Source organism: Pseudoalteromonas sp. SG43-6 (genome assembly GCF_014164365.1).
Taxonomy (GTDB): Bacteria; Pseudomonadota; Gammaproteobacteria; order Enterobacterales; family Alteromonadaceae; genus Pseudoalteromonas; species Pseudoalteromonas rhizosphaerae.
The window spans coordinates 36,653-60,538 of the sequence record NZ_JACJEZ010000007.1; the positions used below are offsets into that span (position 1 = coordinate 36,653).

Consider the following 23,886-nt stretch of genomic DNA (forward strand, 5'->3'; position numbering starts at 1 on the left):
GCCCAGATACTAATGTATAAACAGTAATGAGCAAATAATAATATTATGATAGGCGTATATGTATCATATTTGGCGCGACACTATTAGTGATTTTCAACTTTCGCCAATATATTTATATGCTATTTTATAAAAAAATAATATTAAACAGAACTTTTCATTCATGCAGCAGTCAGAGTATTTGTAAACAATGGCAGGATATGAATGACAAGCAATAATCAGACAGAGGAGTACCGGCTCGAATGAGCGAGCAGGATTTGGATTTAGCGCTAGTAAAAAGGGTCCAGCAGGGCGATAAAAATGCCTTCAATCTTTTAGTAAAGAAGTATCAGAACAAAATAGCCGGTTTGATTTCACGTTATGTATCAAATCAAGGCGATATTGCTGATGTTGCTCAAGAAGCTTTTATTAAAGCATACCGCGCACTTCCAAACTTTAGAGGGGACAGTGCCTTTTATACTTGGTTATACCGTATCGCCGTTAATTGTGCTAAAAATTACTTAGTGGCTCAGGGCCGCAAACCGCCAGCAAATGATATAGATGCTGACGATGCAGAGTTTTATGATGGTGCTGATGCAATGCGTTCAAACGCATCCCCTGAGAACTTGTTATTAAGCGAAGAAGTTCGCGCAGTGATTTTTAACACCATTGATAGTTTGCCTGAAGATCTTAAAACCGCGATCACTCTACGAGAAATCGAAGGGATGAGCTATGAAGAAATAGCCGTGGTGATGGATTGCCCAGTCGGGACGGTGCGTTCGCGTATTTTCCGTGCCCGTGAAGCAATAGATAACAAATTAAACCCATTAATAGGCGAGTCTTAATATGACAAAAGCACACGTTAACAAGTTGGATAATCAGCATTTATCCGCATTACTTGACGGCGAACAATCATTAACTGATGAGGTTATTGCCCAGCAAGATGCGGCAACCTTAGGACGTTATGCGCTAATAGGTGACGTAATGCGTGCTGAGTCAGAAGATGCGTTCGTCTTTGATATAAGCGATAGTGTTGCGCAAGCGCTGGAAAGTGAGCCAGTTTATGCTGATTTCACACAACCAGCGGCACAGCCAACACCATTGGCTGCAACGGGCACCGATAATGTAGTGGCATTTAACTGGCGCAAACCAGTTGCACAACTTGCAATTGCAGCAAGTGTCGCCATGTTTGCAATTGTTGGTGTACAAACATTGCCACAAGGTGAAAACTCACCTAGCAATGAAATTCCGATGTTACAAACAACACCAGTAACAGGAATGGCATCACCAGTTAGCTATTCGTCAGAACCCGCTTTACAAAATGCAGAGCAAGGTTTGCGTGAGTTACAGCAACAGCGTATTGGCGCGTTAGTATTAGAACATCAACGCCAAGCACGAGTTGCATATTCATTAGAAAAAGCTCACACTGAGGCGCAAGCCGAAGAGGAAAAAAACTAATTAAATGAAAGTAATTACTTTTATTTTGTCGTTGGTATTAATGGCTCCAGCTTTTGCTGACGACGAAAACCCCGCAAAAGAGCTACTGCTCAAAATGGCTGACGCCGTTCATAATCGTAACTTTGACGCATCATTTGTGGTCGTGAAAGGAAAGTCAATGGAACCATATCGTTGGTTGCATGCAAAACAAGGTAATACAGAACTCGAACATTTGAGCTTACTCAATGGCGCAGGCCTTGAGATGGTTCGTATCGATGACCAAGTTACTTATTTTGAGCCACAGTCTGAGCCTTATTCAATAGATACTGATTCTATAGCAGGCCCAATCCCAGAAGTGTTGTTTAAAGATGTTGAGCGCTTAAGTCAGCATTACGATTTTGTACTCGGTGGTAAAGGCCGTATTGCAGGGCGTGCTGCGCAGCTTGTGCGCATCGAATCAAAAGACGAGTATAAGTTTAATTATTGGCTGTGGCTTGATGCAGAGTCATCACTATTACTAAAATCTGCTTATGTTAATCATGCCGGTGAGATGTTAGAACAACTACAGTTAACCCATATTAGTGTAACCGAAGAGCCCGCTGCGTTATTACTTGAAATGCTTAATCGTAAATTTCCAACGCCACTACCGGCAGCGGCAATTACCAAAAATGAAGCAAATACAGGAAGTAATAATTGGCAAATAGGTTGGTTACCGGAGGGGTTTAGTTTACTAAAATCAGACCGTCATAAGCTTGATTTGAACAATGAACTGACGGATTATTATTTATACTCAGATGGTTTTGTCGAAATTTCAGTGTTCGTACAAAGACCATTACCAGGTCGCAGACCAAGCGGTGCATTGTCATCCGGTGCCACGACAGTATATGTGCATAATAGCGGTAGTTTTGATGTGTCAGTGGTGGGGAATATTCCAGCAATGACTGCAAAAGCAATTGCTGAATCGGTTGCAAGACCCTTGTAATATAAGCTGATAATGATAGAACAAACTCTTACAGTGGTGTCGATTCAAGGCGCCACTGCGCATTTAGAAGCCCAACAAAAGCAAGCCTGTGAAGGGTGTAATGGCCGTTGTGGTTCACAAATTTTTAGTAAGCTATTTGGCACTGCTAAAAAAACCTTCCCCTATCGATTTGAAATTCCAGTTGTGGTTGGGCAAAAAGTAACCCTAGCACTGGATGATAGCCACATGGTAAAGCATGCTTTTGCAGTGTATATGTTGCCTTTGGTGTTAAGTCTGGTATTTGCGTTAGTGGCTGCTGAGGTTTTTTCTGTGCCTGAATGGTTGCAAATCATTGCCGCTATAGCTGGTGGTTTTACTGGCTTTGGCATCGCTAAAAGCCGAGTGAAAAGCCTAAAGCATGATGTTAAAGTAATAAAAATTCACCCTATTAGCCTTCCTTTAACTCAAATAGATGGTGATTGAAGCCAATTAAATGTAAAATTACGGCTTTATACACTCAGTCCATTAAAATAGAAGTTTAGAATCCAGTTTATGAAGCATATCCGTAATTTTTCGATCATCGCCCATATTGACCACGGTAAATCGACCCTTTCAGATCGTTTGATCCAAGTTTGTGGTGGTTTAACAGACCGCGAAATGCAAAAGCAAGTATTGGATTCAATGGATATTGAGCGCGAGCGTGGTATCACCATTAAAGCGCAAAGTGTAACTCTAAATTATAAAGCCAACGATGGTGAGACTTACCAACTTAACTTTATCGACACCCCTGGACACGTTGACTTTACTTATGAAGTATCGCGTTCACTAGCAGCGTGTGAAGGTGCATTATTAGTTGTTGATGCCGGTCAAGGTGTTGAAGCGCAAACTCTAGCGAATTGTTACACCGCCATCGAAATGAATTTAGAAGTAATTCCGGTATTAAATAAAATCGATTTACCACAAGCTGATCCACTTCGTGTAGCCGAAGAAATTGAAGATATTATTGGTATCGATGCCCTAGATGCCGTGCAATGTAGCGCTAAAACAGGTGTGGGTATTGCCGAAGTTCTTGAAATGATTGTTAAGGACGTACCGCCACCAGAGGGTGATAAAGACAAGCCGCTACAGGCGCTTATCATCGACTCATGGTTTGACCCGTATCAAGGTGTAGTATCGCTGGTGCGTATTAAGCACGGTGAATTAAGAACGGGCGACAAGATAAAAATTATGTCGAACGAGCATATACACACTGCAGATCAGGTTGGTGTTTTTACACCAAAGCAAACCAACACCGGTATTTTAAGAACTGGTGAAGTAGGTTTTGTTATTGCGGGTATTAAAGAAATACATGGTGCGCCAGTAGGTGACACTATTACCCATCAAAAAAATGCAGCACCTGAGCGCTTACCGGGCTTTCAAAAAATTAAACCACAAGTTTATGCCGGTATGTTTCCAATTGCCTCGGATGAGTATGAATCATTCCGTGATGCGCTTAATAAACTAAGCTTAAATGATGCGTCGTTATTCTTCGAACCAGAAAATTCAACAGCACTTGGCTTTGGCTTTCGCTGTGGCTTCTTGGGCATGTTGCACATGGAAATCATTCAAGAGCGTTTAGAGCGTGAATACGATATTGACTTAATTACCACCGCACCAACGGTAATTTACGAAGTTGTAACTAAGGAAGGTACGATTCAGATTGATAACCCATCTGATTTACCTGCTGTAAATGATATTTTAGAAATTCGTGAGCCCGTTGTTGAAGCTAATATTCTTGTACCACAAGAGTATTTAGGCAGTGTTATTACGCTTTGTATTGAAAAGCGTGGTATGCAAACCAAGATGAACTATCACGGTAAACAAGTCGCAGTTACTTATGAACTGCCAATGGCTGAAGTGGTGATGGACTTTTTCGATAAGTTAAAGTCAACCAGTCGTGGCTTTGCCTCGCTTGATTATAACTTTAAGCACTTTCAAACATCAGACATGGTACGTGTTGATATTTTGATCAATGGTGAGCGTGTTGATGCACTTGCGATTATTGTTCACAGAGACAGTGCGCAATCGCGTGGTCGTCAACTAGCTGATGCATTGAAAGAGCTTATTCCTCGTCAAATGTTTGATATTGCGATTCAAGCGGCAATAGGTGCACACGTTATTGCCCGTACCACTGTTAAACAGTTACGTAAAAACGTAATCGCGAAGTGTTATGGTGGCGACGTGAGTCGTAAGAAAAAGCTACTTCAAAAGCAAAAAGATGGTAAAAAACGTATGAAGCAACTAGGTAATGTTGAAGTGCCTCAAGAAGCATTTTTAGCTATTCTTAAAGTTGGTAAGTAAGTTTTTTAACCAAATTACGTAAGATAAAGGATTTAATGCATGGCAGGTTATTTTTCAATATTTTTAGTGTTGTTAACTTTAGGCTCAGGCTTAATTTGGTTAATTGACCATTTTATGTTTGCACCAAAAAGGCAGCAACGCTTAGCTCTTGCGCAAAGTTCTGCTGGCGGCGAGCTAGATGAAGAAACTGCAGCACTAATTGCGCCAGAACCGACGATTACTGAAACGGCAAAATCAATTTTTCCGATGATTGCGGCTATTACGATTTTTAGGTCGTTTATATTCGAGCCGTTTCAAATACCATCAGGTTCAATGATGCCGACACTATTAGTTGGCGATTTTATCTTAGTACAGAAATATTCGTATGGCGTGAAAGACCCTGTTTGGCGTACTCAATTAGTTGATGTGGCAGAGCCAGAACGTGGTGATATTGTGGTATTTAAATACCCATTAGATGAAAGTATCGATTATATTAAACGTGCGATTGGTTTACCGGGTGATAAAATCGTTTACCGTGATAAGCGTTTATACATTCAGCCAAATTGCGAACAAGGACAAACACAACAAGGTGACTTATTGTGTAATGAATTTAATAAAATTGACATGGAGATCATTAATCGCGATGAATTTAAGCAAGGCTCTATGGATTTAGTTCGGTTAGATGAAAATTTGACTACGCTAAAACATAATATTTTAATTAACCCTGAAGCGCTGGAAATGAAAGGGCGTTACTATCAACAACCGGGTACACGTTCTGATGAATGGGTAGTGCCGGCTGATCATTATTTTATGATGGGTGATAACCGCGATAACAGCCAAGATAGTCGCGTATGGGGCTTTGTGCCAAAAGAAAACTTGGTGGGTAAAGCTGTCTTTATATGGATGAGTTTTGAATTTGAGAATGGCCCAGATGACATTTTACCAGGCTGGGTTCCAACTGGTGTTCGTTTTGAACGCCTAGGTAATATTCAGTAACAATGAAAAAAAATGTAACAGAGTTATATAGCAAAATAGGGTATACCTTTATTGATCAAGTATTGCTTGAGCAGGCGATGACCCATCGCAGCCATAAAGGACAACACAATGAACGCTTAGAGTTTTTGGGCGATTCCATTTTAAGCTTTGTCATTGCCAATGCTTTATATAGTAAGTTCCCCAAAGCGCGTGAAGGCGATCTTAGCCGCATGCGTTCAACGCTTGTGCGTGGACAAACCTTAGCTGAATTTGGTTTAGAGTTTGGCCTAGGTGATTACTTACGCTTAGGGCCGGGTGAGCTTAAAAGTGGTGGTTTTAGACGTGAATCAACTTTAGCTGATGCGGTTGAAGCAATTATTGGTGCGGTATTTTTAGATGCTGGCATTGATGTTTGTGGAGACTTGATTTTAGCGTGGTATGAATCTCGCCTTGATGCCATTTCGCCAGGTTTAAACCAAAAAGATCCTAAAACATTGCTACAAGAATACTTACAAGCCCGCAAATTACCTTTGCCAGGCTATACTGTAGTTGATACTAAAGGTCAGGCACACAATCAAACGTTCACGGTTGAATGTATTGTTGAAGGTATGGATAGCATCATCTCAGTTGGCAGTTCTCGTCGTAAAGCTGAACAAAAAGCCGCTGAAAAAGCGTTGAAGATACTTAAAAATGAATCTTGATACATTGATCCAACCGCACACGCGTGATTTAGATACTTTTTGTGGCATGGTCGCTATTGTTGGCCGCCCAAACGTTGGTAAATCTACCTTGCTTAATGAAATTATTGAGCAAAAAGTAAGTATTACCTCGCGTAAACCGCAAACCACACGCCACCGTATTATGGGTATTCATACTGTAGGTAAGCACCAAGCCGTGTATGTTGATACACCAGGCCTGCATGTTGAAGAAAAGCGTGCTATTAACCGTTTAATGAACCGTGCTGCTTCAAGTTCATTAGGTGATGTTGAGCTAGTTATTTTTGTTGTTGAAGGTACTCATTGGAATGCTGACGATGAAATGGTGCTTAACAAAGTAAAGCAAAATGGCAAACCGGTATTACTTGTGATGAACAAAATTGATCAAGTAAAAGACCGTGACCTTGTGCTACCGCATATGAAGTGGTTAGGCGAAAAGTTTGATTTTGTTGGCATTATGCCAGTATCTGCGACTCAAGGTAAAAATATCAACCTGATCAAAGATGAAGTAACTAAGCGTTTACCACCGTGTGAATTTTACTTCCCTGAAGATTACGTAACAGATCGTTCTATGCGCTTTATGGCAGCCGAAGTGATCCGTGAAAAGTTGATGCGCTTTATGGGTGAGGAGCTTCCTTACTCAGTTACCGTTGAAATTGAGCAATTTAAATGGCAAGAAAATGGCATTTGGCATATCAATGGCTTGATTTTAGTTGAGCGTGAAACGCAAAAACGTATGGTTATTGGTAATAAAGGCGAAAAGCTTAAAGTGATTGGCCGCGAAGCCCGTAAAGATCTCGAAGAAATGCTTGATAATAAAGTGTTTTTAGAACTTTGGGTGAAGGTTAAATCAGGTTGGGCTGACGACGAGAGAGCACTTCGCAGTTTAGGCTATGGTGAAGATTAATAGCCTAAGCGATATTTATGGATAGCGACTTCTACACGGCATATTTATTACACCGACGTCCTTTTAGTGACTCACAAGTAATGCTTGATATGTTAGTAGAAGGCGTTGGCCAGTTGCGCATGCTGGCGCGAATTAGCGGTCGCCAAGCAACAAAATACAAAGCTCAGTTACAACCCTTCCAAGCCTTACTGGTAAATTATACCGGTAAACACGACCTGAAATATATCCAACGATTTGAACTACATGGCACGCAATCCACACTAGTTGGGGATCAGCTTTATTGTGGGTTTTACCTCAATGAACTAACCAACCGCATTGTACCAATTAATGAACCGATTGATCATGCCTATCAATTGTATAAAACTCACCTACAACAGCTTAACCAGCACCCTAATTTACAAGCTGTATTACGTTCTTATGAATTTCAACTATTAGAATTATTAGGCTATGGCGTTGACTTTAGTTTTGATGCCGCAGGCGATCCAATTTCGGCAGAGCAAACGTATAGTTACTTTGCTGAATACGGCTTTGTTGCCCAAGAAAATCAAGGCAGTGGCTTTTCTGGCGCGCAGTTAAATGCAATTGCAGCTCATGACTTTAGTGCGCCGGATGTGTTATATATGGCAAAACAATTAAGTCGTCATTTAATGAAGCCTTTATTAGGCAAAAAACCATTAAAAAGTCGCGAGCTGTTTATATCCAAATAGTTTGGGTATTCACCAACAATCTTAATACGGTATTTTTAACCGTTATTTTTACAGGTAAAAAAATGAAAGATATTCTTTTGGGTATAAACGTTGATCATATTGCTACCTTACGCCAAGCTCGGGGTACAAATTACCCAGATCCAGCACATGCTGCGAGTGTTGCTGAGCATGCTGGCGCTGATGGGATCACTATTCATTTACGTGAAGACCGTCGTCACATTCAAGATCGTGACGTGTATGTGATGGCTAAAACAATCCAAACACGAATGAACCTTGAAATAGCGGTTACAGATGAAATGATTGATATTGCTTTAGATGTTAAGCCAGCTTATGTTTGCTTAGTACCAGAAAAACGCGAAGAGTTGACCACCGAAGGCGGTTTAGACGTTGTTGGTAATCTAGATAAGATTAAAGCCGCGACAGCAAAATTAACTGACGCCGGTATTAAAGTATCATTATTTATCGATGCAGACAAAGCACAACTAGATGCAGCTAAAGCCTGTAATGCCCCTTATGTTGAAATTCATACTGGCGCTTATGCGGATGCGCAAACTGATACCGAGATACAAAAACAACTTGAGCATATTCATCAAGGCGTAAAGTATGCAGCAAGTTTGGGTTTGATAGTAAACGCCGGCCACGGTCTTCATTATCATAACGTGAAACCGATTGCTGCTATGAAAGAAATTTACGAATTAAACATTGGTCACGCAATTATAGCGCGCGCAGCCATTGATGGATTAGATAAAGCAGTACGTGACATGAAGCGACTAATGCTAGAAGCGAGAGCATAGCCATTGTAATAAATTATAAACATGCACCGCATAAAGTGCGGTGCATGTTAATGCAACTGAAAGGATTTATTTAAAATTGGACTTTAATGCCCATTTTAAATTTGCGGCCAAGTACATCATAGTTACTTGGGAATGTATTACCTGAGTTAGAGCTGGTATCGCCAGCTTCACCACCAACGACAGGTGGTTCTTTTTCAAAAATATTATCTATACCGAAATTAACTACAATGTTTTCTGTTGCGTAATAACTAGCAAATAAATCAAAGTAGTCGTAGCTGTCAATGCTTCTAAAATCTTCAAAAACATTCGGGGCTTCAATCGGCTCTACTTCAACGCCATCTATATGACGCCATTGTAATGACATTGTTAAATCTTCCCATACCCAGCTAGTACGTTGCACCCAACGAAGCTCTGATACAGGGTCACAACTGGTACTGAAGTAACCTTTACAATCGATTATTCTAGCTGTGTCTGAGCTTTGTGACTCCTGTGTTAGATATTTATTGATATTACCTGAAAATTGCAATTCGCCCATTTCGTCCATTAGTACAGCAAAGTTAAAACCAAGTTCGATACCTTCAGCACGTTGGCTTTTCAAGTTAGTGGTGAACTGTTCTATACCAGCTCCAGCAATTGTTAAATCACCACCAATTCTATTTATTTTTGCACACTCATTGGTATCGCCAAGTACATAACAAGCATCAAGAATTTCTTGAGCAGAAAAGTTGCCAATAATATTACTAATATCAATATCATAGTAATCTAATGTGATTGTAAAGTTTTCAAGCGCATCAAACTCAGGCGTCCACACAATACCTGCTGTAAATGTGTCTGCTTCTTCGGCCCCCGGAGGATTCAGAGGATCACTACCGCTAATAACTTGTACTTGCCCTGAAATAACATTTTGCACATTACCAACTTGCGCTTCAGTCATTCCAGTTGATATACAAAGCTGTTTTAATGTTTCATCAATATTACCTGCATTAGCTACTGAACACGGGTCACTTTGAGCATTATCTAATCCTGTGACTACAGGGGATGCAATCTCACCAACATTAGGTGCACGAGTAGCTTGTTGTTGCATGACGCGGACTAAAATATCGCTGACTGGACGCCAATTAAAGCCTAACTTCCAGGTTTCATTGCTACCAACTGTATCATAATCAGCCCAACGAAAACCAAACTCAACATCAAGCGTTTCAGCACCTGGTAACCCATCTAATACCGGCAAGTAGCCTTCCATAAATAACTCATCAACGGAGAAACCGCCAGAGATTGGAAGTTGATTACCGCCAGCACCACCTTGGCAGCTTGCTGGAGCAAGCTTTAAACATTCGTCAGGCTCAAATAAGCCTTTTTCTTTACGCTTTTCATAGCCAAAACTCATTGCCAGTGGTGCGCCAGCGCCCGGAATTTCAATAAAGTCGAATGAGCCATTTACACTAGCAGTGAAAACTTCTTGGCTGTATTTTTGTTGTTGCAATGCAATTGCTTGTGCATAACCTGCCATTTCTTCGGTGATTGAACCAAAACCACCAAATAAGTTGATAGGAACACAACTAGAATCACCATTTTTACAAGTAACGCCATCTGTAGTATCAAGCGCGTTTTGAATGTTAGTTAAGTTGGTGTAACCACCACGAACAGTTGTTCGGTTAGATTCACCATATTGATAGCTTGCATCATATTGCCAATCATCTAAAAAGTAACCTGTAACCCCAGTCACCATTTGAAATTGAGTGCTGTCAAATCGTTCTGTTCGAGCGCCAAGCTCTAATGTACGTCTTCTAAGTTGAACTGACAGGTAGTCAGCTTCATCAACAATACCATTGCCATTTATGTCTTGCCAATTAGATGTATCTAAACTTCCTTCACCTAAAGCAGCCGTAGCGCCATCGATCATAAATTGCCTTGCTTGATCGCCTATTAATGGATTGGCTAATGGTAAATTGAACACAGATCCAAAAGTACCAGAAGGAGCTACTTGGGTATCAACACTGGTATTAGTAAAGTTCACAGATGAATAAACTTGGTGATCATCTGTCAGGTAGTAATTACCAATAGCTGTTGCTGAATAGCGTTCAGATGGTGTTTGATAGAAGTTGTATGGGTTGAAGTTGAATACACTACACTCAGTAGCGGCTAATGTGCCATCATTTCTGAATTGGCCACTACCATTACCGCCAGCACCAACAATTGTAAATCGAGTAGGAAAAGCGGTGGTAGATCCACCACTTTCGACGGAGTTTGGACCACTACATGCATCAGGAGCTGGGATTGGCGGCTCGCCATTTAAGAATTGTTCATAGTTAGCACCCGTTTTAGTTTCAATTCCTAGCAGGCCTAATGGTCTATCACCTAATAAAATTTGATCTCGTTGTGTCCAACCTAGCGATAACACTACATTACCTTTGTCATCTTCAAGATTAGAACCCAGAGTAATACTGAAGCTGTCTTTATCACCGTCACCATCGCCAGTTTCTGAATGTTTGGCGTCAAAAACCACCCCTTGGAAATCATCTTTTAGCACTATGTTGACAGCGCCCGCTATTGCATCAGAACCATAAACGGCAGATGCTCCACCGGTAACAATATCAATTCGTTCAATTAATGCACTGGGGATGGTTGAACTATCTACGGCACCATTATAGTTATATGGGATCATACGACGGCCATTCATTAATACTAATGAGCGTTGAGCACCAAGACCGCGTAAGTTTATTGTAGCTGCACCGCCAGAACCATTATTAACGTTACTACCATCACCAGGTACTGTTGCTGGTAAGTTTCTTAATATTTGTTCAACTTCAGGTTCTTGTTGAAAACCAAGTTCTTTTTCTCCAATGGAAATGATAGGACTAGCGGAAACAGCTCCTGGTTGGCGAATACGGCTACCTGTAACAGAAATAACTTCGACGTCTTTGTCGACTTCAGTTTCTTGTGCTGTGGAAAGTGGTGAATAGATGAGTGCGGTTGAGACAACCCCTGCACTAAGTGCATATTTCACTGCAGATGAAATTCTACTTTTTAACATTGTAATCTCCCAAATATTTATAATAATTAGGCTAAATACAACAGGAAGCACATTGCAGATGCTTCCTCTTAGCTTTTTAAAGATAGTCATTAAGTTGGGACATACAAATAATTTAAAGCGTCAAAATATAAAATTTTGAAAAGTTTGAAATGTAAAACGAATGAAATACGGCAGGGTAGATAAAAAGATTGTTTTTAAACAGTAGCTTAAATAAAAAAGCGGCTTCGGAAGCCGCTTTTTAATCTTGAATATATTTATTAACAGTTAGTCTCTTTAGCGTTAACGCCTTCTTTTACTTCTTCACAGGCGTCTTCTACTTTGTTTTGTACGTCGGTAACAGCTTCATCGATGCGCTCACCGGCCTCTTCTGCATGATTGTCTTCACAACCCATGATAAAAAAACTAGCGAATAAAGCGATCACAGCGGTTTTAATAGTTGTCGATTTCATAATGTAATTCCTTGTAAAAATAATAAATGTGTTGTTATTTAAAATAAATTGTTATCACTTAGGGACATTGCCGCGCAATGCACCTGAAACGAGTGAAATAACTAACAATACAATAAAGATAAAAAAGATAATCTTAGCAATTCCTGCTGCGGCACCTGCGATACCACCAAAACCTAACACTGCAGCAATAAGTGCAATAACTAGAAATGTAATTGTCCAGCGTAACATTGTCGTCTCCTTGGTTTGTAAATTTGTTCAGAGTAAATAATGCTAGTTACATGCCATGTATTTAAATCCTTTATTATCAATGTTATAGGGGTTTATTTCATTTCTCTTCATAAATTAGGTGGGAATTATTTACAGCTTTATCTGTAACTTATACTCGACGCTCTAAAAATCAATATTTAAGTCGTTTTTTGGTAAGACCAATTTCATTTTTGAGCCATTTTGTATTTAATCAAGCGGTTGTTCAGTCGTTCAGTCGGTAGGTTTTCCAGCTGCGGATAAGCTTTTACTTATAAGTTATAGCTATATTCAGTATTTTTATCATCTATATCCTATGAAATTATAGCAAAATGTAGAGTGTTAACTTTGCTGAGCATATGTTAGCTTTGTATTAATTGGTTTTACCAATTTACAAAGTGTTGGACTTGGTCTTTTTCTTTGTTATGATTGTTGCATAATTATTTAAATAAAGTGATTTTTTACCTAGCGGGGCTGGGTGGAAATAATCAGGGGGGAGCAGGATGGATATAGGTCAGTTACTTGCTACAGCAGCAAACTTAATGATCACCGGGATGGTGGGCGTTTTCGTTTTTCTTTCGTTGTTGATTTCAGCAATTACCATTATGTCTAAATTAGCGAGTCGTTTTGAACAGCCGGTTGCAACAACGCCAACGCGTACACCGTCAATCAAAGCATCAGGTGTATCAAGTGAACACATCGCTGCGATAAGTGCAGCCATAGCTCAATACAAAAATAAACAAAAACTATAAGGAGTGACTTGTGGCTAAATTAAAATTAACAGAATTAGTACTTAGGGACGCGCATCAATCATTATTAGCAACGCGTATGCGTTTGGATGACATGCTACCGATTGCACAAAAATTAGATGATGCAGGTTATTGGTCGATCGAATCATGGGGTGGGGCTACTTTTGATTCATGCATTCGTTATTTGGGTGAAGATCCTTGGGAGCGTATTCGTGCTCTTAAAAAAGCTATGCCAAATACTAAACAGCAAATGTTATTACGTGGTCAAAACCTTTTAGGCTATCGTCATTATGCCGATGATGTTGTTGAAAAATTTGTAGAGCGAGCGCACAAAAATGGTGTTGATGTGTTTCGTATTTTTGATGCGATGAACGATGTTCGTAATCTTGAAACGGCTATTAAAGCTGCAATTAAAGTTGGCGCACATGCACAAGGTACAATTTCGTACACAGTAAGCCCGGTTCATACACTTGATATGTGGTTAACGCTTGCCAAGCAGCTTGAAGAGTTAGGCTGTCATTCAATTTGTATTAAAGACATGGCCGGTTTGCTTAAACCATACGATGCAGAAGAGTTAATCAAAGCGTTAAAAGAAACAGTCTCTATCCCAATTGCAATGCAGTGTCATGCCACAACAGGTTTAAGTACTGCTACTTACCAAAAAGCGATTGATGCTGGTATTGATATGCTTGATACCGCAATTTCATCAATGAGTATGACTTACGGGCACAGCGCAACTGAAACGATTGTATCGATTGTTGAAGGTACTGAACGTGATACTGAGCTGGATTTAAATCAACTCGAAGAGATTGCTGCTTATTTCCGTGATGTTCGTAAAAAATATGCCGCGTTTGAAGGCAGCTTAAAAGGTGTTGATGGCCGTATTTTATTAGCGCAAGTGCCTGGTGGCATGTTAACTAATATGGAAAACCAGCTTAAAGAGCAAGGTGCTGCGGATAAATTGAATGAAGTATTACTTGAGATCCCACGTGTACGTGAAGACTTAGGTTATTTACCGTTAGTTACACCAACATCACAAATTGTTGGTACACAAGCAGTATTAAACGTATTGACGGGCGAGCGTTATAAAACTATCACCAAAGAAACTGCCGGAGTGCTAAAAGGTGAGTATGGCGTAACTCCTGCGCCGATGAATAAAGAGTTACAAGAGCGCGTACTTAATGGCGCAGAAGTCATTACTTGCCGCCCAGCTGATTTATTGCAACCAGAACTAGAAATACTCCAAGCTGAGCTATTAAAAGAAGCACAAGAGCAAGGTTTAAGCTTAGCGGATGAGCAGATTGATGACGTGTTAACGTATGCATTATTCCCACAAATTGGGTTGAAATTCATTAAGAATCGTAATAACCCAGATGCATTCGAAGCTGTGCCAAGTGCTGAATCTGCTAATAAAGAACAACCAGTTAGCAATAAAAAAAGTAACAGCAACACAGTAAAAGCAGAGCAGTACAGCGTAAAAGTAGATGGTAAAGTTTATGATGTAGTGGTTGCACAAGGCGGTGAGCTTAAAGAAGTAACACTTAAAGATAGTGAGCATATTCCACAATCGGCGTCAGTTGCTTCCGGCGAAACACTTAACGCTCCACTTGCTGGTAACATCTTTAAAATCAAGGTGAAAGCGGGTCAAACGGTAAATGAAGGCGATGTAGTGATCATCATGGAAGCGATGAAAATGGAAACTGAAATTCGTGCAACCCACACCGGTACTATTGCTGAAATTCTTGTTGCTGAAGGTGATTCAGTGGCAACGGGTGACGCTATGATAGCACTAGCTTAGGAGCTCAGAGGATGGAAGCATTATTAAACCTCTGGCAAGCAACAGGTATTGCTAATTTTACATTTCCTGCGCTTATTATGATCGCAGTAGGGTGTTTATTGTTGTATCTGGCAATTGCGCGCAACTTTGAGCCGTTATTATTATTACCAATTGGCTTTGGGGCAATATTAACAAATATCCCCGTAGCGGGCTTATCAGACCCCGGTGGTTTGCTGTATTACGTTTATCATATTGGGATTGATACCGGTGTATTCCCATTATTAATATTTATGGGTGTTGGTGCACTCACTGATTTTAGTGCCTTGATAGCTAATCCTCGTATGTTATTGCTAGGTGCTGCAGCTCAGTTTGGTATTTTTGCAACCTTGTTTGGCGCAATTTTACTAAACTATGTACCAGGTTTTGAGTTTTCTTTACAAGATGCGTCAGCAATTGCGATTATAGGTGGTGCAGATGGCCCGACGGCAATCTTCTTAGCCTCAAAACTTGCTCCTGATTTATTGGGTGCTATCGCCGTAGCTGCATACTCATATATGGCGTTGGTGCCAATTATTCAGCCGCCAATTATGCGGGCTTTAACCACACCAGAAGAACGTAAAATTCAAATGCCACAGTTACGCACCGTATCAAAAAAGGAAAAAATTATTTTTCCGTTAATGGTATTGAGTTTAACGATTTTGTTTTTACCAGCAGCAACGCCACTGGTAGGCATGTTCTGTTTAGGAAACTTGATGCGAGAGTCTGGTGTGGTTGACCGTTTAAGTAATAGTGCACAAAACGAGATCATAAATATCACCACTATTTTCCTTGGTTTAGCTGTAGGCTCTAAGCTTGCTGCAGATAAGTTTTTAACCGTAGAAACAATTGGTATTTTGGTACTCGGCGCCTTGGCTTTTGCAATTGGTACAGCTTCAGGTGTATTTATGGCAAAAGGTATGAACAAGTTCTCTAAATCACCAATCAATCCACTCATCGGCGCGGCTGGTGTATCAGCTGTGCCAATGGCTGCACGCGTAGTTAATAAAGTGGGTCTGGAGAATAATCCGCATAATTTCTTATTAATGCATGCAATGGGACCAAATGTTGCGGGAGTACTGGGTAGTGCTGTGGCTGCAGGTATCTTGTTAGCTCTGGTAGGTTAAACAAATCTTAAACCATACCCAGCGAGCTGAGTATGGTGAGGTAACTTTTACTTCCAACCGACTGGCGCAGTATTTACTGCGCTTTTTTTTTGCGCTTAGGGTCTGTTGACCTTTCATGGTTAAAATTTGTTCAAACTAGGGGCGATTTAATCACGGCGCGAGATTTGTAACCTAGTGGGCTAAGTAAAAATCGAGCAACAAAGAGTTAATCGCCCCTAGGCAGAACCCTTCGGGCAGCGCGTGTTTGGCATTTATGCCGAGTTATCTCCTATTTATGGGGAATAACCACACTACATAGGCTCTGCCTTGCCTAAAAACCAAACGCGCAGCTGCAAATTTAACCTCGAAAGATAAACAGACCCTAGGTATACTCGATAGATATTTTATTAAATAGGAATGGTATGAATATCTTCGTGATTTTAATTTCACTGTTTGTTGCATTAATCATTCTTGTGCCACTACTTGAAAAGTATCAGTCTAAAATGGGCCTAGATGGTGCGACTAAATACGCCAAATACATTTGGCCATTAGTGATGATTTCATTGGTTGTGCAATTGATTTATGTGTTGGTGAGGTAGAGCGTAGCTGCCAGTTTTAAGGTCTAGGAGCGGTAAGCTTTAAGTTGTAAGTGATAAGCTCGTGTTTAAATGGACTGTGTAGGTTGGGTTGAGCACCGCGAAACACAACGAAAAAATTGTAACGGTAGATATCAATCTTTGAATATTTATCTATGCTCGTTACTCTGCGATCCCACAACAGTCACGCAGCTTTGGGTTTCCCGTGAAGGCCACATGGTCTGAACGATGTTTAAACGCTTTGTATGGATAATAAACCCATCTTGTTAAGTTATTAGTGCCCCATTGGATCAAAGTAAGCCTCCCAGGTTAGAGCACAAGCTTGTTTTGATTTTGCTTTTTTCATGTAGAACATTGCATTTTCGTCAGTTGAACAATTCATAAGCGCTACACCTAAATTGTAAAATGCATGTTTGTTATTACTGCCTTGATCTATTGCTTTTTTAAAATATTCAGCCGCTTCTTGATGTTTGCCCATATCACATAGAACAGTTCCATAGTTTATGAGAGTTAGCTCATCATCAGTATGGTTATGTAAGACTTGCTCAAGAATGCTTTTTGCCTCATCAAAGTTTTGATGCCACTTGGAGTTATCTTTCCAAGTTTCATCTATTAATGATTTGGCTTTTTTGTTTATATCTTCAATGCTCATTCTGAAACGTAACAATCTATTTGTCCCATTTTGGTGGTTTTTTAGCACACCAAAACGGCGGTCACTAATGTTATCGGAGAAAATTGCGATATTAATAATCGCATGGCTAAATTTCAATCAATAAAATATTCAATTTTCGCTCATAGCCGTTTATCAGGTGACGTTTGCTTAACTTTCAAAACTATAAAAGTAGATATGAGGCAGCACATGCAAGTTCTATTGCAACATTAATTTGCGAATACAACCGGAGCGCATCACATCAAACAGTTCAACAAAAAGCCGTTGCTATTTACATAACAACGGCTTATATTTTTCGCTGACCGCTTTACTTAAGCGCTAACTGTAGCTCTCGGTTGCGCTCTAGCTGCGCTAAGAAGTTATCTGCGATTGGTTTAAACTTAGCAAGCTCGTCGCGAGGCAGTGGCTCTGACTTCGGTAACTTAACCGTTTTAGGGTTACGGTGAACGCCGTTAACCAAAAACTCGTAGTGTAAGTGTGCGCCTGTTACACGACCGGTGGAGCCGACAGTACCAATTTTTTGACCTTGCTTAACTTTTTGACCAGTTTTAACTAGTTTCTTGTTAAGGTGTAGGTATTTAGTGACGTACTGTGTGCCGTGACTAATAAATATATAGTTACCATTATACTTACTGTAACCGGCTTTAATTACTTTACCATTACCCGACGCAACTACTGGCGTTCCGGTACGAGCTGCGTAGTCAATGCCACGGTGTGCTCTTACTTGTCCTGTTACAGGGTGTAAGCGACGCGGATTAAAGCTTGAGCTTATATATTTAAAGTTAACCGGTGCACGTAAAAATGCTTTTTTCATACTACGCCCTTCAGGCGTGTAAAAAGTACCATCGCTGTGACGAATAGCCGCGTAACGTTGACCTTGGTTAATAAACTCAGCAGCAATAATTTTACCTGTGCCAATAAACTCGCCATCAACATAATGCGATTCATAGATTAAACCAAATTGATCGCCTTTACGGATATCATTGGCAAAATCCACATCCCAACCGAATATGTCAGCAAAGTTCATTATTTGCCGTTCACTTAAACCAGCAGCAATACCTGAGGTCCAAAAGCTGTTGGTAATTTCTCCGCCTGTTGATTTAGTTAATGTTTCAATTTCTTTACTATCAATAGACGTATCGTAGTTACCTTCTTCATTTAATGTAACGAATAGGGTATCTGTTTTTGAAATCACATAACGTAACTGTGCCAAAGAACCATCTTCGGCGGTAGCAAAGCTTAATGTTTCACCAGGGTGAATTTTACTAAGTTTACGTGTTTCTGCATTGGTATTAAGCAGTTTATGAACGGTTTGCGCTGAAAAGCCGGCGCGTTTGAAAATAAGTGCTAAATTGTCACCGTTCTTTACTTCAAAATCGACTAGATTGTATTCTGGGAATTTTGCTGCATCTTCTTGCGAATTTAATTCAGTTAATTTTTCGTTATCATCAACTTTAATTTGTAATTCGTAGCGCTTGCCAATTTCTAGCGCATCAGCGCTATTGTCTTTAGAGGCGGTGGCTTTTTCTGAAGGAATGAGTGTTAAAGCAGCAATAGCAGAAACCAAGCCTAGAATAAGCAATTTGTGTTTTTTTGGGAGAGTGTGCACAACGCGAACCATAACGTGCCTTTTCCTGCTGTCAAGATAATTAATCACTAATATTGCAGGATATACTTAATAAAGCGTTAATACCAGTGTTTTGTAGATTTAAACTGGCGCGGATTTACGCTAGAATCACCAGATTGACTGAATTTTTTGGAGTAATACATAGTGGACTTACAAACCGCTCTAGCAGAGATAAAACGCGGTGCTGAAGAAATATTAATTGAAGACGAGTTAGTCGAAAAGCTAAAGTCTGGTAAAAAGCTAAAGATCAAAGCTGGTTTTGATCCAACAGCACCTGACTTACACTTAGGTCACACTGTGCTAATTAATAAAATGAAAACCTTCCAAGACTTAGGTCATGAAGTGATTTTCTTAATTGGTGATTTCACCGGTATGATTGGTGACCCAACGGGTAAAAATGTAACTCGTAAGCCACTAACCCGTGAAGATGTATTGGCAAATGCTGAAACATATAAAGAACAAGTATTTAAAATTCTGGATCCGGCTAAAACCACGGTTGCTTTTAATTCAACTTGGATGGAGAATTTAGGCGCTGCAGGGATGATCAAGCTAGCAGCACGTCAAACTGTTGCTCGTATGCTAGAACGTGATGATTTTAAAAAGCGTTATGCTGGCGGACAATCAATTGCGATTCATGAGTTTTTGTATCCATTAGTGCAAGGTTGGGATTCAGTGGCACTTGAAGCTGATGTTGAGCTCGGTGGTACTGATCAACGCTTTAATCTATTAATGGGTCGTGAGCTACAAAAAGACGAAGGGCAAAAACCACAAACCGTATTAATGATGCCTTTACTTGAGGGCACCGACGGTGTGCAAAAAATGTCTAAGTCATTAGGTAACTACATTGGTATTACTGATGCCCCTAACGATATGTTTGGTAAAATCATGTCTATTAGTGATGAGCTGATGTGGCGTTATTATGATTTGCTAAGTAGCTTATCAATTGACGAAATTGCTGCGCTCAAAGAAAAGGTTGCACAAGGTACTAATCCGCGTGATATTAAAATCGATTTAGCAAAAGAAATGATTGCTCGTTTTCACAGCGATGCAGCAGCTGTTGGTGCGCATGAAGATTTTATTAAACGTTTTCAAAAAAATGCGTTACCGGATGATATCCCAGATATGACAGTAACGATTGATGAAGATACCGTATTTATTACTAATTTGCTTAAAGAAGCAGGCTTAGTTGCGAGTACATCAGAAGCTATGCGAATGATCAAACAAGGCGCAGTTAAAATCAATGGCGAAGAAAAGGTCACTGATACTAAGCTTGAAATTGCAAAAGGCAGCACAGCTATTTATCAAGTTGGCAAACGTAAGTTTGCAAATATTACCTGTGCTTAATAGGTAAAGAATGAAAATTCAGTTTAAAAACCAGCTTCGGCTGGTTTTTTACTCTTTGTGATCTACAACATTGTTTTAATGATTTCGATGCCAAATATAACCAGTAACCAAAAGCCACGCGCTTGATTTAGCCGATTGATCAATACCGCAATATCATCAGCCTGTGGTAAACGCTCAGTACCAATACGCATTTTATCAAATCGAGTATCTTGGTATATGGCAGGGCCACCGAGTTGCACACCAACAGAGGCCGAACAACAACTTAATAACCAGCCACTATTTGTTTGATAAAAATGCCGTCCATAATGCTTAATATAATGAACGCTCAATTTACTGGCTTTACTTGCTGCAACAGTCAGCGCCAATATCCGGGTAGGTAACCACTCAAGAATATATAATAGCCAACTGAGTGATTTTAAAAATGGGCTATTAGGCAAAATATCTTTGCGCCAAGCTTGGTGGATCAAAGTCAGTAGGCGATAAGCCAGTGCAGCCATAGGGCCAAATAGTAGATAAAAGAAAATAACGCTAAAGTAATGACGAGCCACTCTTAAGATCAGCGTTTCCATAATGGCTTTGCAAAGACCAGGGCCTGATAATTTATCAACCTGGCGAGCAAGTAGTGGTTTTAATAACTCTCGGGCTGTAGACTTTTGATTTTGTTTAACGAGTCGTGCAATGCGCAGCGCTTTACTTTCTACACTTCGCCACTCTAGGCTGAGGTATAAAATTAACCCAGCTAATAGTTCAGGGTAATAGGCAAATTCAAGCAGTAAGATTACCAAGGTCATGATCACTAAAATGACTAAGGTGAAACATAACGAAGATGACAAATATTGGTAACTTGCAGGTTCACTCTTTCGAAAAACGCGCTTCCCAAGTGCTCTAAATACCGCAATTAAAAATGTATTTGGGTGATACCAGCTTACCAAAGGTAAAAAGCGCTCAGCAAGGAGCGCTAATATAAATACAATAAAGTCCAAATGTTGCTGAACTAAATTGAGTAACACCTTATAGCGTTACCGTAGTCAGCTTTTCTAGTAATGCGACCACCATTTTTGATGAGTTTATTGAAGCGGTTTCTAGGTATTCTTCAAATGACTGTGGTGACTCTTTACCTGCAATATCAGACATTGAACGGATCACTACAAACGGTGTAGCTAAAGAAAAGCATACTTGTGCAATGGCAGCGCCTTCCATTTCTACAGCTAACATAGTAGGGAAGTCCGCGCGGGCTTTATCAATACGCACCGGATCACACATAAATGAATCGCCAGTACAAATTAAGCCGATCAGGGTCTTCACGTCACTGATGCTTTCAACACTTTGTTGTGCAGCCTCGATTAATTTAGGGTGAGCGGCAAAACCAGCAGGCATCTGTGGTACTTGGCCAATTTCATAACCAAAAGCGGTTACATCAACATCATGATGACGTACCTCAGATGAAATTACCACGTCGCCAACACTCAGAGATGGATCAAAACCACCGGCAGAGCCTGTGTTGATCACACAGTCTGGTTGAAAATTATCAATCAATAACGTTGTTGCAATACTAGAGGCGACTTTACCAATACCTGATTGCACTAAAGTCACAGTGTTACCAGCTAATTCACCTGTATAAAAAGTGAAACCTGCTTTAGTTAGAATTTGTGGATTTTGCATTGCTTCACGCAAAATTTTAACTTCTGGCTCCATCGCGCCAATAATACCGACATTCATAATTTTAAATTCCTCTAATTAGATGTTTAGATTATACGTGAAGTTAGCGATAAAAAACAAAAATGCGAGCTTAAAAGCTCGCATTTTATCGTTTAAGAAAACTTATATTTCAGCTAAAGCTGTGGAATGGGCTTTAGCTTGCGAAGGAGATAGTACCGCCGGCTTAGTAACACGGTTGCGTGTCGGGCGACTACTTTGTGCTGTCGGCTTGCCAAGCTTAAACATAATTGCTTCGCGTACTTCTGATGGCCGATAGCCAGATTTAACTTTCATACGGATATGTGGAATGCCAGCAGCTTCAAGTGCACCATTAACAAACCAGTCTCGTTGTGCTTTATGACCATCTTTATTGGCGTTGTTTACTAAGTCAACCGCTGCCACAATCGTCATCTTTTCTTTATCAATCAGCACATAATCCAGTTGTTTGTTTTTTGCTTTAGCGATTGCAGCACGTTTAGCTTTAGCAGATAAACCTTTTTTACAATCAATGATATCGATTAATTTTACACGGCTAACAATTTTATATTGATCGCCTACAGCACGTTCTAAAAGGTTTAAAAATGAGCTTTCAACTTGCGTAAATACACTGGTTTTACGCGTGAATGGGTAAGGGTTTCCGCCATCATCGGTAAACTTTGACGCAACAACAGATGCCCCTACGACTAATACTAAAATTGATAATAAAGCGAATTCCATACGGTAACTCCACAACAACAAATTGACACTATAAATTACTTAGCAATTTACGTGCCCAGTTGTAATGAAGTTACACTTTATAACAGCTAAGTTATGGCTGGTATCCGCCAGCAATTCCTTTTACTGCAATCGCTACAGCATCATGGGCATGCAGAGATTCATAATGGTTTATTTGTAACCAGTAATCGGCGTATTGTGCATCTTCTAACACGGCTTTGATTTTACGCGCAGCATCTTCACAAAACATCAGATTTTGACCATTTAAACGGGCGAATTCTTGCTCATCTTCACGCTTAACTGCCGCTTGTACAGGGGTTTTAAGCTCATCTTCAAGAGTATTGATCAAGCTTAAAATATCAAACTCACGGATGCTGCTATCTAGTTTGACTTTTACATTGGCAATAGAGCGTTGAGAATGCGGTGTGGCGATTATGCCATCGGTACTGCCAAGCCAGTTGACCACTTCTTCATGGCTAAGAGTATGCTGCTGAAACTTTTCAACAAAGGCTTGTTGAATAAGTTGGCGAGCTAATGCCGCTGAGCATGGGCAAGTTGATGAGTAAGTTACATCAAGGCTTAACTCAAAACTAAGTACACCGCGGTCAATTTTTGCCACTATGGTTAACGGGTAGCTTTTCCAACCCGCTTTGCCGCTAAGGAGTGATTTTCTGCGCAGCGGTAGTTCAAACTTAAATTCAATTTTAGCTTGATCCGATAACCCTTCATGGCTGGAAATAAAAGTATCTAGTGCTTGAGCAATCGTTGTGGGGTTTACCTGCTGCTCAGTTGATAAGGTATCGAGCGCTAAAAATAACCGCGACATATGAATACCTTTTGCGTCTTCTTTGTGAAGATTAACAAAAGCACGAGCTTTAGCGTTGACATTAATAGGCGCAAGATCACGAGATTCAAATAAAAAAGGCAGTTCAATATCAGCCATACCAACCCAGTCTAATTTACCTGTTTGTAAGGCGGGAGCCGTATCTGCTATATCGGGCATGTTGCTTTGCATGAAAAATCTCGTTATTGGCAATTGTAAAGCGCGATA

General features: G+C 40.2%; 24 protein-coding genes. 15 read left to right on the forward strand and 9 right to left on the reverse strand.

The features are described from left to right. Nucleotides 1-239 precede the first annotated feature (239 nt). The 10 genes from rpoE (at nucleotide 240) to pdxJ (ending at nucleotide 8,792) form a co-directional block, all read left to right on the forward strand. The gene (gene rpoE / locus H5201_RS04585) at nucleotides 240-821 is read left to right on the forward strand and encodes an RNA polymerase sigma factor RpoE (protein ID WP_064666393.1); all 582 of its coding nucleotides are present in this window, start codon (nucleotides 240-242) and stop codon (nucleotides 819-821) included. Between the two features lies 1 nt (nucleotide 822). Continuing rightward, entirely contained in the window at nucleotides 823-1,434 is a 612-nt protein-coding gene (locus H5201_RS04590) for a sigma-E factor negative regulatory protein (protein ID WP_149980901.1), read from the forward strand. A 4-nt stretch (nucleotides 1,435-1,438) separates the two neighbouring features. Then, the gene (locus tag H5201_RS04595) at nucleotides 1,439-2,395 is read left to right on the forward strand and encodes a MucB/RseB C-terminal domain-containing protein (protein WP_149980900.1); all 957 of its coding nucleotides are present in this window, start codon (nucleotides 1,439-1,441) and stop codon (nucleotides 2,393-2,395) included. A gap of 12 nt (nucleotides 2,396-2,407) precedes the next feature. Next, on the forward strand, nucleotides 2,408-2,857 hold the full coding sequence (locus H5201_RS04600) for a SoxR reducing system RseC family protein (RefSeq protein ID WP_149980899.1): 450 nt from the start codon (nucleotides 2,408-2,410) through the stop codon (nucleotides 2,855-2,857). Between the two features lie 69 nt (nucleotides 2,858-2,926). Beyond that, complete coding sequence (lepA, locus tag H5201_RS04605) at nucleotides 2,927-4,714, forward strand: translation elongation factor 4 (RefSeq protein WP_182717004.1); 1,788 nt, start codon at nucleotides 2,927-2,929, stop codon at nucleotides 4,712-4,714. A 39-nt stretch (nucleotides 4,715-4,753) separates the two neighbouring features. Then, nucleotides 4,754-5,689 carry a signal peptidase I gene (lepB, locus tag H5201_RS04610; RefSeq protein WP_149980897.1) on the forward strand — a complete coding sequence of 312 codons (936 nt, stop codon included), beginning with the start codon at nucleotides 4,754-4,756 and terminating at the stop codon, nucleotides 5,687-5,689. 2 nt (nucleotides 5,690-5,691) lie between these two features. Continuing rightward, nucleotides 5,692-6,369, forward strand: coding sequence for a ribonuclease III (gene rnc, locus H5201_RS04615; RefSeq protein WP_145237595.1), 678 nt, complete (start codon nucleotides 5,692-5,694; stop codon nucleotides 6,367-6,369). Then, complete coding sequence (gene era / locus H5201_RS04620) at nucleotides 6,359-7,291, forward strand: GTPase Era (protein WP_145237593.1); 933 nt, start codon at nucleotides 6,359-6,361, stop codon at nucleotides 7,289-7,291. Before rnc ends, era begins: the two co-directional genes overlap by 11 nt. Before the next feature lie 17 nt (nucleotides 7,292-7,308). Beyond that, entirely contained in the window at nucleotides 7,309-7,998 is a 690-nt protein-coding gene (recO, locus tag H5201_RS04625) for a DNA repair protein RecO (RefSeq protein WP_145237591.1), read from the forward strand. 62 nt (nucleotides 7,999-8,060) lie between these two features. Further along, nucleotides 8,061-8,792 carry a pyridoxine 5'-phosphate synthase gene (gene pdxJ, locus H5201_RS04630; RefSeq protein WP_149980896.1) on the forward strand — a complete coding sequence of 244 codons (732 nt, stop codon included), beginning with the start codon at nucleotides 8,061-8,063 and terminating at the stop codon, nucleotides 8,790-8,792. Between the two features lie 70 nt (nucleotides 8,793-8,862). On the opposite strand, the gene H5201_RS04635 is transcribed toward pdxJ, so the two are convergent. From H5201_RS04635 to H5201_RS04645, 3 genes are all read right to left on the reverse strand, one after another. After that, nucleotides 8,863-11,826, reverse strand: coding sequence for a TonB-dependent receptor domain-containing protein (locus tag H5201_RS04635; protein ID WP_182717006.1), 2,964 nt, complete (start codon nucleotides 11,824-11,826; stop codon nucleotides 8,863-8,865). A 257-nt stretch (nucleotides 11,827-12,083) separates the two neighbouring features. Further along, entirely contained in the window at nucleotides 12,084-12,275 is a 192-nt protein-coding gene (locus H5201_RS04640) for a hypothetical protein (protein WP_149980895.1), read from the reverse strand. Between the two features lie 54 nt (nucleotides 12,276-12,329). Continuing rightward, nucleotides 12,330-12,503: a DUF1328 family protein gene (locus H5201_RS04645; protein ID WP_145237585.1), complete on the reverse strand. Its 174-nt coding sequence runs from the start codon at nucleotides 12,501-12,503 to the stop codon at nucleotides 12,330-12,332. 518 nt (nucleotides 12,504-13,021) lie between these two features. Here H5201_RS04645 and H5201_RS04650 point away from each other — a divergent pair. The 4 genes from H5201_RS04650 to H5201_RS04665 all read left to right on the forward strand — a co-directional run bounded on the left by H5201_RS04650 (nucleotide 13,022) and on the right by H5201_RS04665 (nucleotide 16,785). Next, nucleotides 13,022-13,270 (forward strand): OadG family protein, encoded by a 249-nt coding sequence (locus H5201_RS04650; RefSeq protein WP_182717007.1) that lies wholly within the window; start codon nucleotides 13,022-13,024, stop codon nucleotides 13,268-13,270. Between the two features lie 10 nt (nucleotides 13,271-13,280). Then, a complete protein-coding gene (gene oadA, locus H5201_RS04655) occupies nucleotides 13,281-15,065 on the forward strand; it encodes a sodium-extruding oxaloacetate decarboxylase subunit alpha (protein WP_182717008.1) in 1,785 nt (594 codons plus the stop codon). A gap of 11 nt (nucleotides 15,066-15,076) precedes the next feature. After that, nucleotides 15,077-16,207 carry a sodium ion-translocating decarboxylase subunit beta gene (locus H5201_RS04660; RefSeq protein WP_145237582.1) on the forward strand — a complete coding sequence of 377 codons (1,131 nt, stop codon included), beginning with the start codon at nucleotides 15,077-15,079 and terminating at the stop codon, nucleotides 16,205-16,207. Between the two features lie 401 nt (nucleotides 16,208-16,608). Beyond that, a complete protein-coding gene (locus H5201_RS04665; RefSeq protein ID WP_167542971.1) occupies nucleotides 16,609-16,785 on the forward strand; it encodes a hypothetical protein in 177 nt (58 codons plus the stop codon). 271 nt (nucleotides 16,786-17,056) lie between these two features. Here the strand turns inward: H5201_RS04665 and H5201_RS04670 are convergent, their stop codons facing one another. Then, nucleotides 17,057-17,551: a tetratricopeptide repeat protein gene (locus H5201_RS04670; RefSeq protein WP_182717009.1), complete on the reverse strand. Its 495-nt coding sequence runs from the start codon at nucleotides 17,549-17,551 to the stop codon at nucleotides 17,057-17,059. Between the two features lie 208 nt (nucleotides 17,552-17,759). Next, nucleotides 17,760-19,073: a peptidoglycan DD-metalloendopeptidase family protein gene (locus tag H5201_RS04675; protein ID WP_149980890.1), complete on the reverse strand. Its 1,314-nt coding sequence runs from the start codon at nucleotides 19,071-19,073 to the stop codon at nucleotides 17,760-17,762. A gap of 150 nt (nucleotides 19,074-19,223) precedes the next feature. Between H5201_RS04675 and tyrS the strand changes: the two genes are divergently transcribed. Next, nucleotides 19,224-20,423, forward strand: a complete 1,200-nt coding sequence (gene tyrS / locus H5201_RS04680) for a tyrosine--tRNA ligase (protein ID WP_145237578.1) — start codon at nucleotides 19,224-19,226, stop codon at nucleotides 20,421-20,423. Between the two features lie 62 nt (nucleotides 20,424-20,485). Here tyrS and H5201_RS04685 read toward each other — a convergent pair whose 3' ends face one another. From H5201_RS04685 to folE2, 4 genes are all read right to left on the reverse strand, one after another. Further along, complete coding sequence (locus H5201_RS04685; protein ID WP_182783807.1) at nucleotides 20,486-21,433, reverse strand: cobalamin biosynthesis protein; 948 nt, start codon at nucleotides 21,431-21,433, stop codon at nucleotides 20,486-20,488. A gap of 1 nt (nucleotide 21,434) precedes the next feature. Next, complete coding sequence (gene mtnN / locus H5201_RS04690; RefSeq protein WP_182717012.1) at nucleotides 21,435-22,142, reverse strand: 5'-methylthioadenosine/S-adenosylhomocysteine nucleosidase; 708 nt, start codon at nucleotides 22,140-22,142, stop codon at nucleotides 21,435-21,437. 102 nt (nucleotides 22,143-22,244) lie between these two features. Beyond that, nucleotides 22,245-22,838, reverse strand: coding sequence for a DUF2726 domain-containing protein (locus tag H5201_RS04695; RefSeq protein ID WP_145237569.1), 594 nt, complete (start codon nucleotides 22,836-22,838; stop codon nucleotides 22,245-22,247). A gap of 91 nt (nucleotides 22,839-22,929) precedes the next feature. Next, nucleotides 22,930-23,850: a GTP cyclohydrolase FolE2 gene (folE2, locus tag H5201_RS04700; protein ID WP_182717013.1), complete on the reverse strand. Its 921-nt coding sequence runs from the start codon at nucleotides 23,848-23,850 to the stop codon at nucleotides 22,930-22,932. Nucleotides 23,851-23,886: the final 36 nt, after the last annotated feature.

Excerpts from the sequence above, each read along its gene's own strand:
- rpoE (WP_064666393.1), top strand. The coding sequence starts at position 240 with ATGAGCGAGCAGGATTTGGATTTAGCGCTAGTAAAAAGGGTCCAGCAG.
- H5201_RS04590 (WP_149980901.1), top strand. The coding sequence starts at position 823 with ATGACAAAAGCACACGTTAACAAGTTGGATAATCAGCATTTATCCGCA.
- H5201_RS04595 (WP_149980900.1), top strand. The coding sequence starts at position 1,439 with ATGAAAGTAATTACTTTTATTTTGTCGTTGGTATTAATGGCTCCAGCT.
- H5201_RS04600 (WP_149980899.1), top strand. The coding sequence starts at position 2,408 with ATGATAGAACAAACTCTTACAGTGGTGTCGATTCAAGGCGCCACTGCG.
- lepA (WP_182717004.1), top strand. The coding sequence starts at position 2,927 with ATGAAGCATATCCGTAATTTTTCGATCATCGCCCATATTGACCACGGT.
- lepB (WP_149980897.1), top strand. The coding sequence starts at position 4,754 with ATGGCAGGTTATTTTTCAATATTTTTAGTGTTGTTAACTTTAGGCTCA.
- rnc (WP_145237595.1), top strand. The coding sequence starts at position 5,692 with ATGAAAAAAAATGTAACAGAGTTATATAGCAAAATAGGGTATACCTTT.
- era (WP_145237593.1), top strand. The coding sequence starts at position 6,359 with ATGAATCTTGATACATTGATCCAACCGCACACGCGTGATTTAGATACT.
- recO (WP_145237591.1), top strand. The coding sequence starts at position 7,309 with ATGGATAGCGACTTCTACACGGCATATTTATTACACCGACGTCCTTTT.
- pdxJ (WP_149980896.1), top strand. The coding sequence starts at position 8,061 with ATGAAAGATATTCTTTTGGGTATAAACGTTGATCATATTGCTACCTTA.
- H5201_RS04635 (WP_182717006.1), bottom strand. The coding sequence starts at position 11,826 with ATGTTAAAAAGTAGAATTTCATCTGCAGTGAAATATGCACTTAGTGCA.
- H5201_RS04640 (WP_149980895.1), bottom strand. The coding sequence starts at position 12,275 with ATGAAATCGACAACTATTAAAACCGCTGTGATCGCTTTATTCGCTAGT.
- H5201_RS04645 (WP_145237585.1), bottom strand. The coding sequence starts at position 12,503 with ATGTTACGCTGGACAATTACATTTCTAGTTATTGCACTTATTGCTGCA.
- H5201_RS04650 (WP_182717007.1), top strand. The coding sequence starts at position 13,022 with ATGGATATAGGTCAGTTACTTGCTACAGCAGCAAACTTAATGATCACC.
- H5201_RS04660 (WP_145237582.1), top strand. The coding sequence starts at position 15,077 with ATGGAAGCATTATTAAACCTCTGGCAAGCAACAGGTATTGCTAATTTT.
- H5201_RS04665 (WP_167542971.1), top strand. The coding sequence starts at position 16,609 with ATGAATATCTTCGTGATTTTAATTTCACTGTTTGTTGCATTAATCATT.
- H5201_RS04675 (WP_149980890.1), bottom strand. The coding sequence starts at position 19,073 with ATGGTTCGCGTTGTGCACACTCTCCCAAAAAAACACAAATTGCTTATT.
- mtnN (WP_182717012.1), bottom strand. The coding sequence starts at position 22,142 with ATGAATGTCGGTATTATTGGCGCGATGGAGCCAGAAGTTAAAATTTTG.
- H5201_RS04695 (WP_145237569.1), bottom strand. The coding sequence starts at position 22,838 with ATGGAATTCGCTTTATTATCAATTTTAGTATTAGTCGTAGGGGCATCT.
- folE2 (WP_182717013.1), bottom strand. The coding sequence starts at position 23,850 with ATGCAAAGCAACATGCCCGATATAGCAGATACGGCTCCCGCCTTACAA.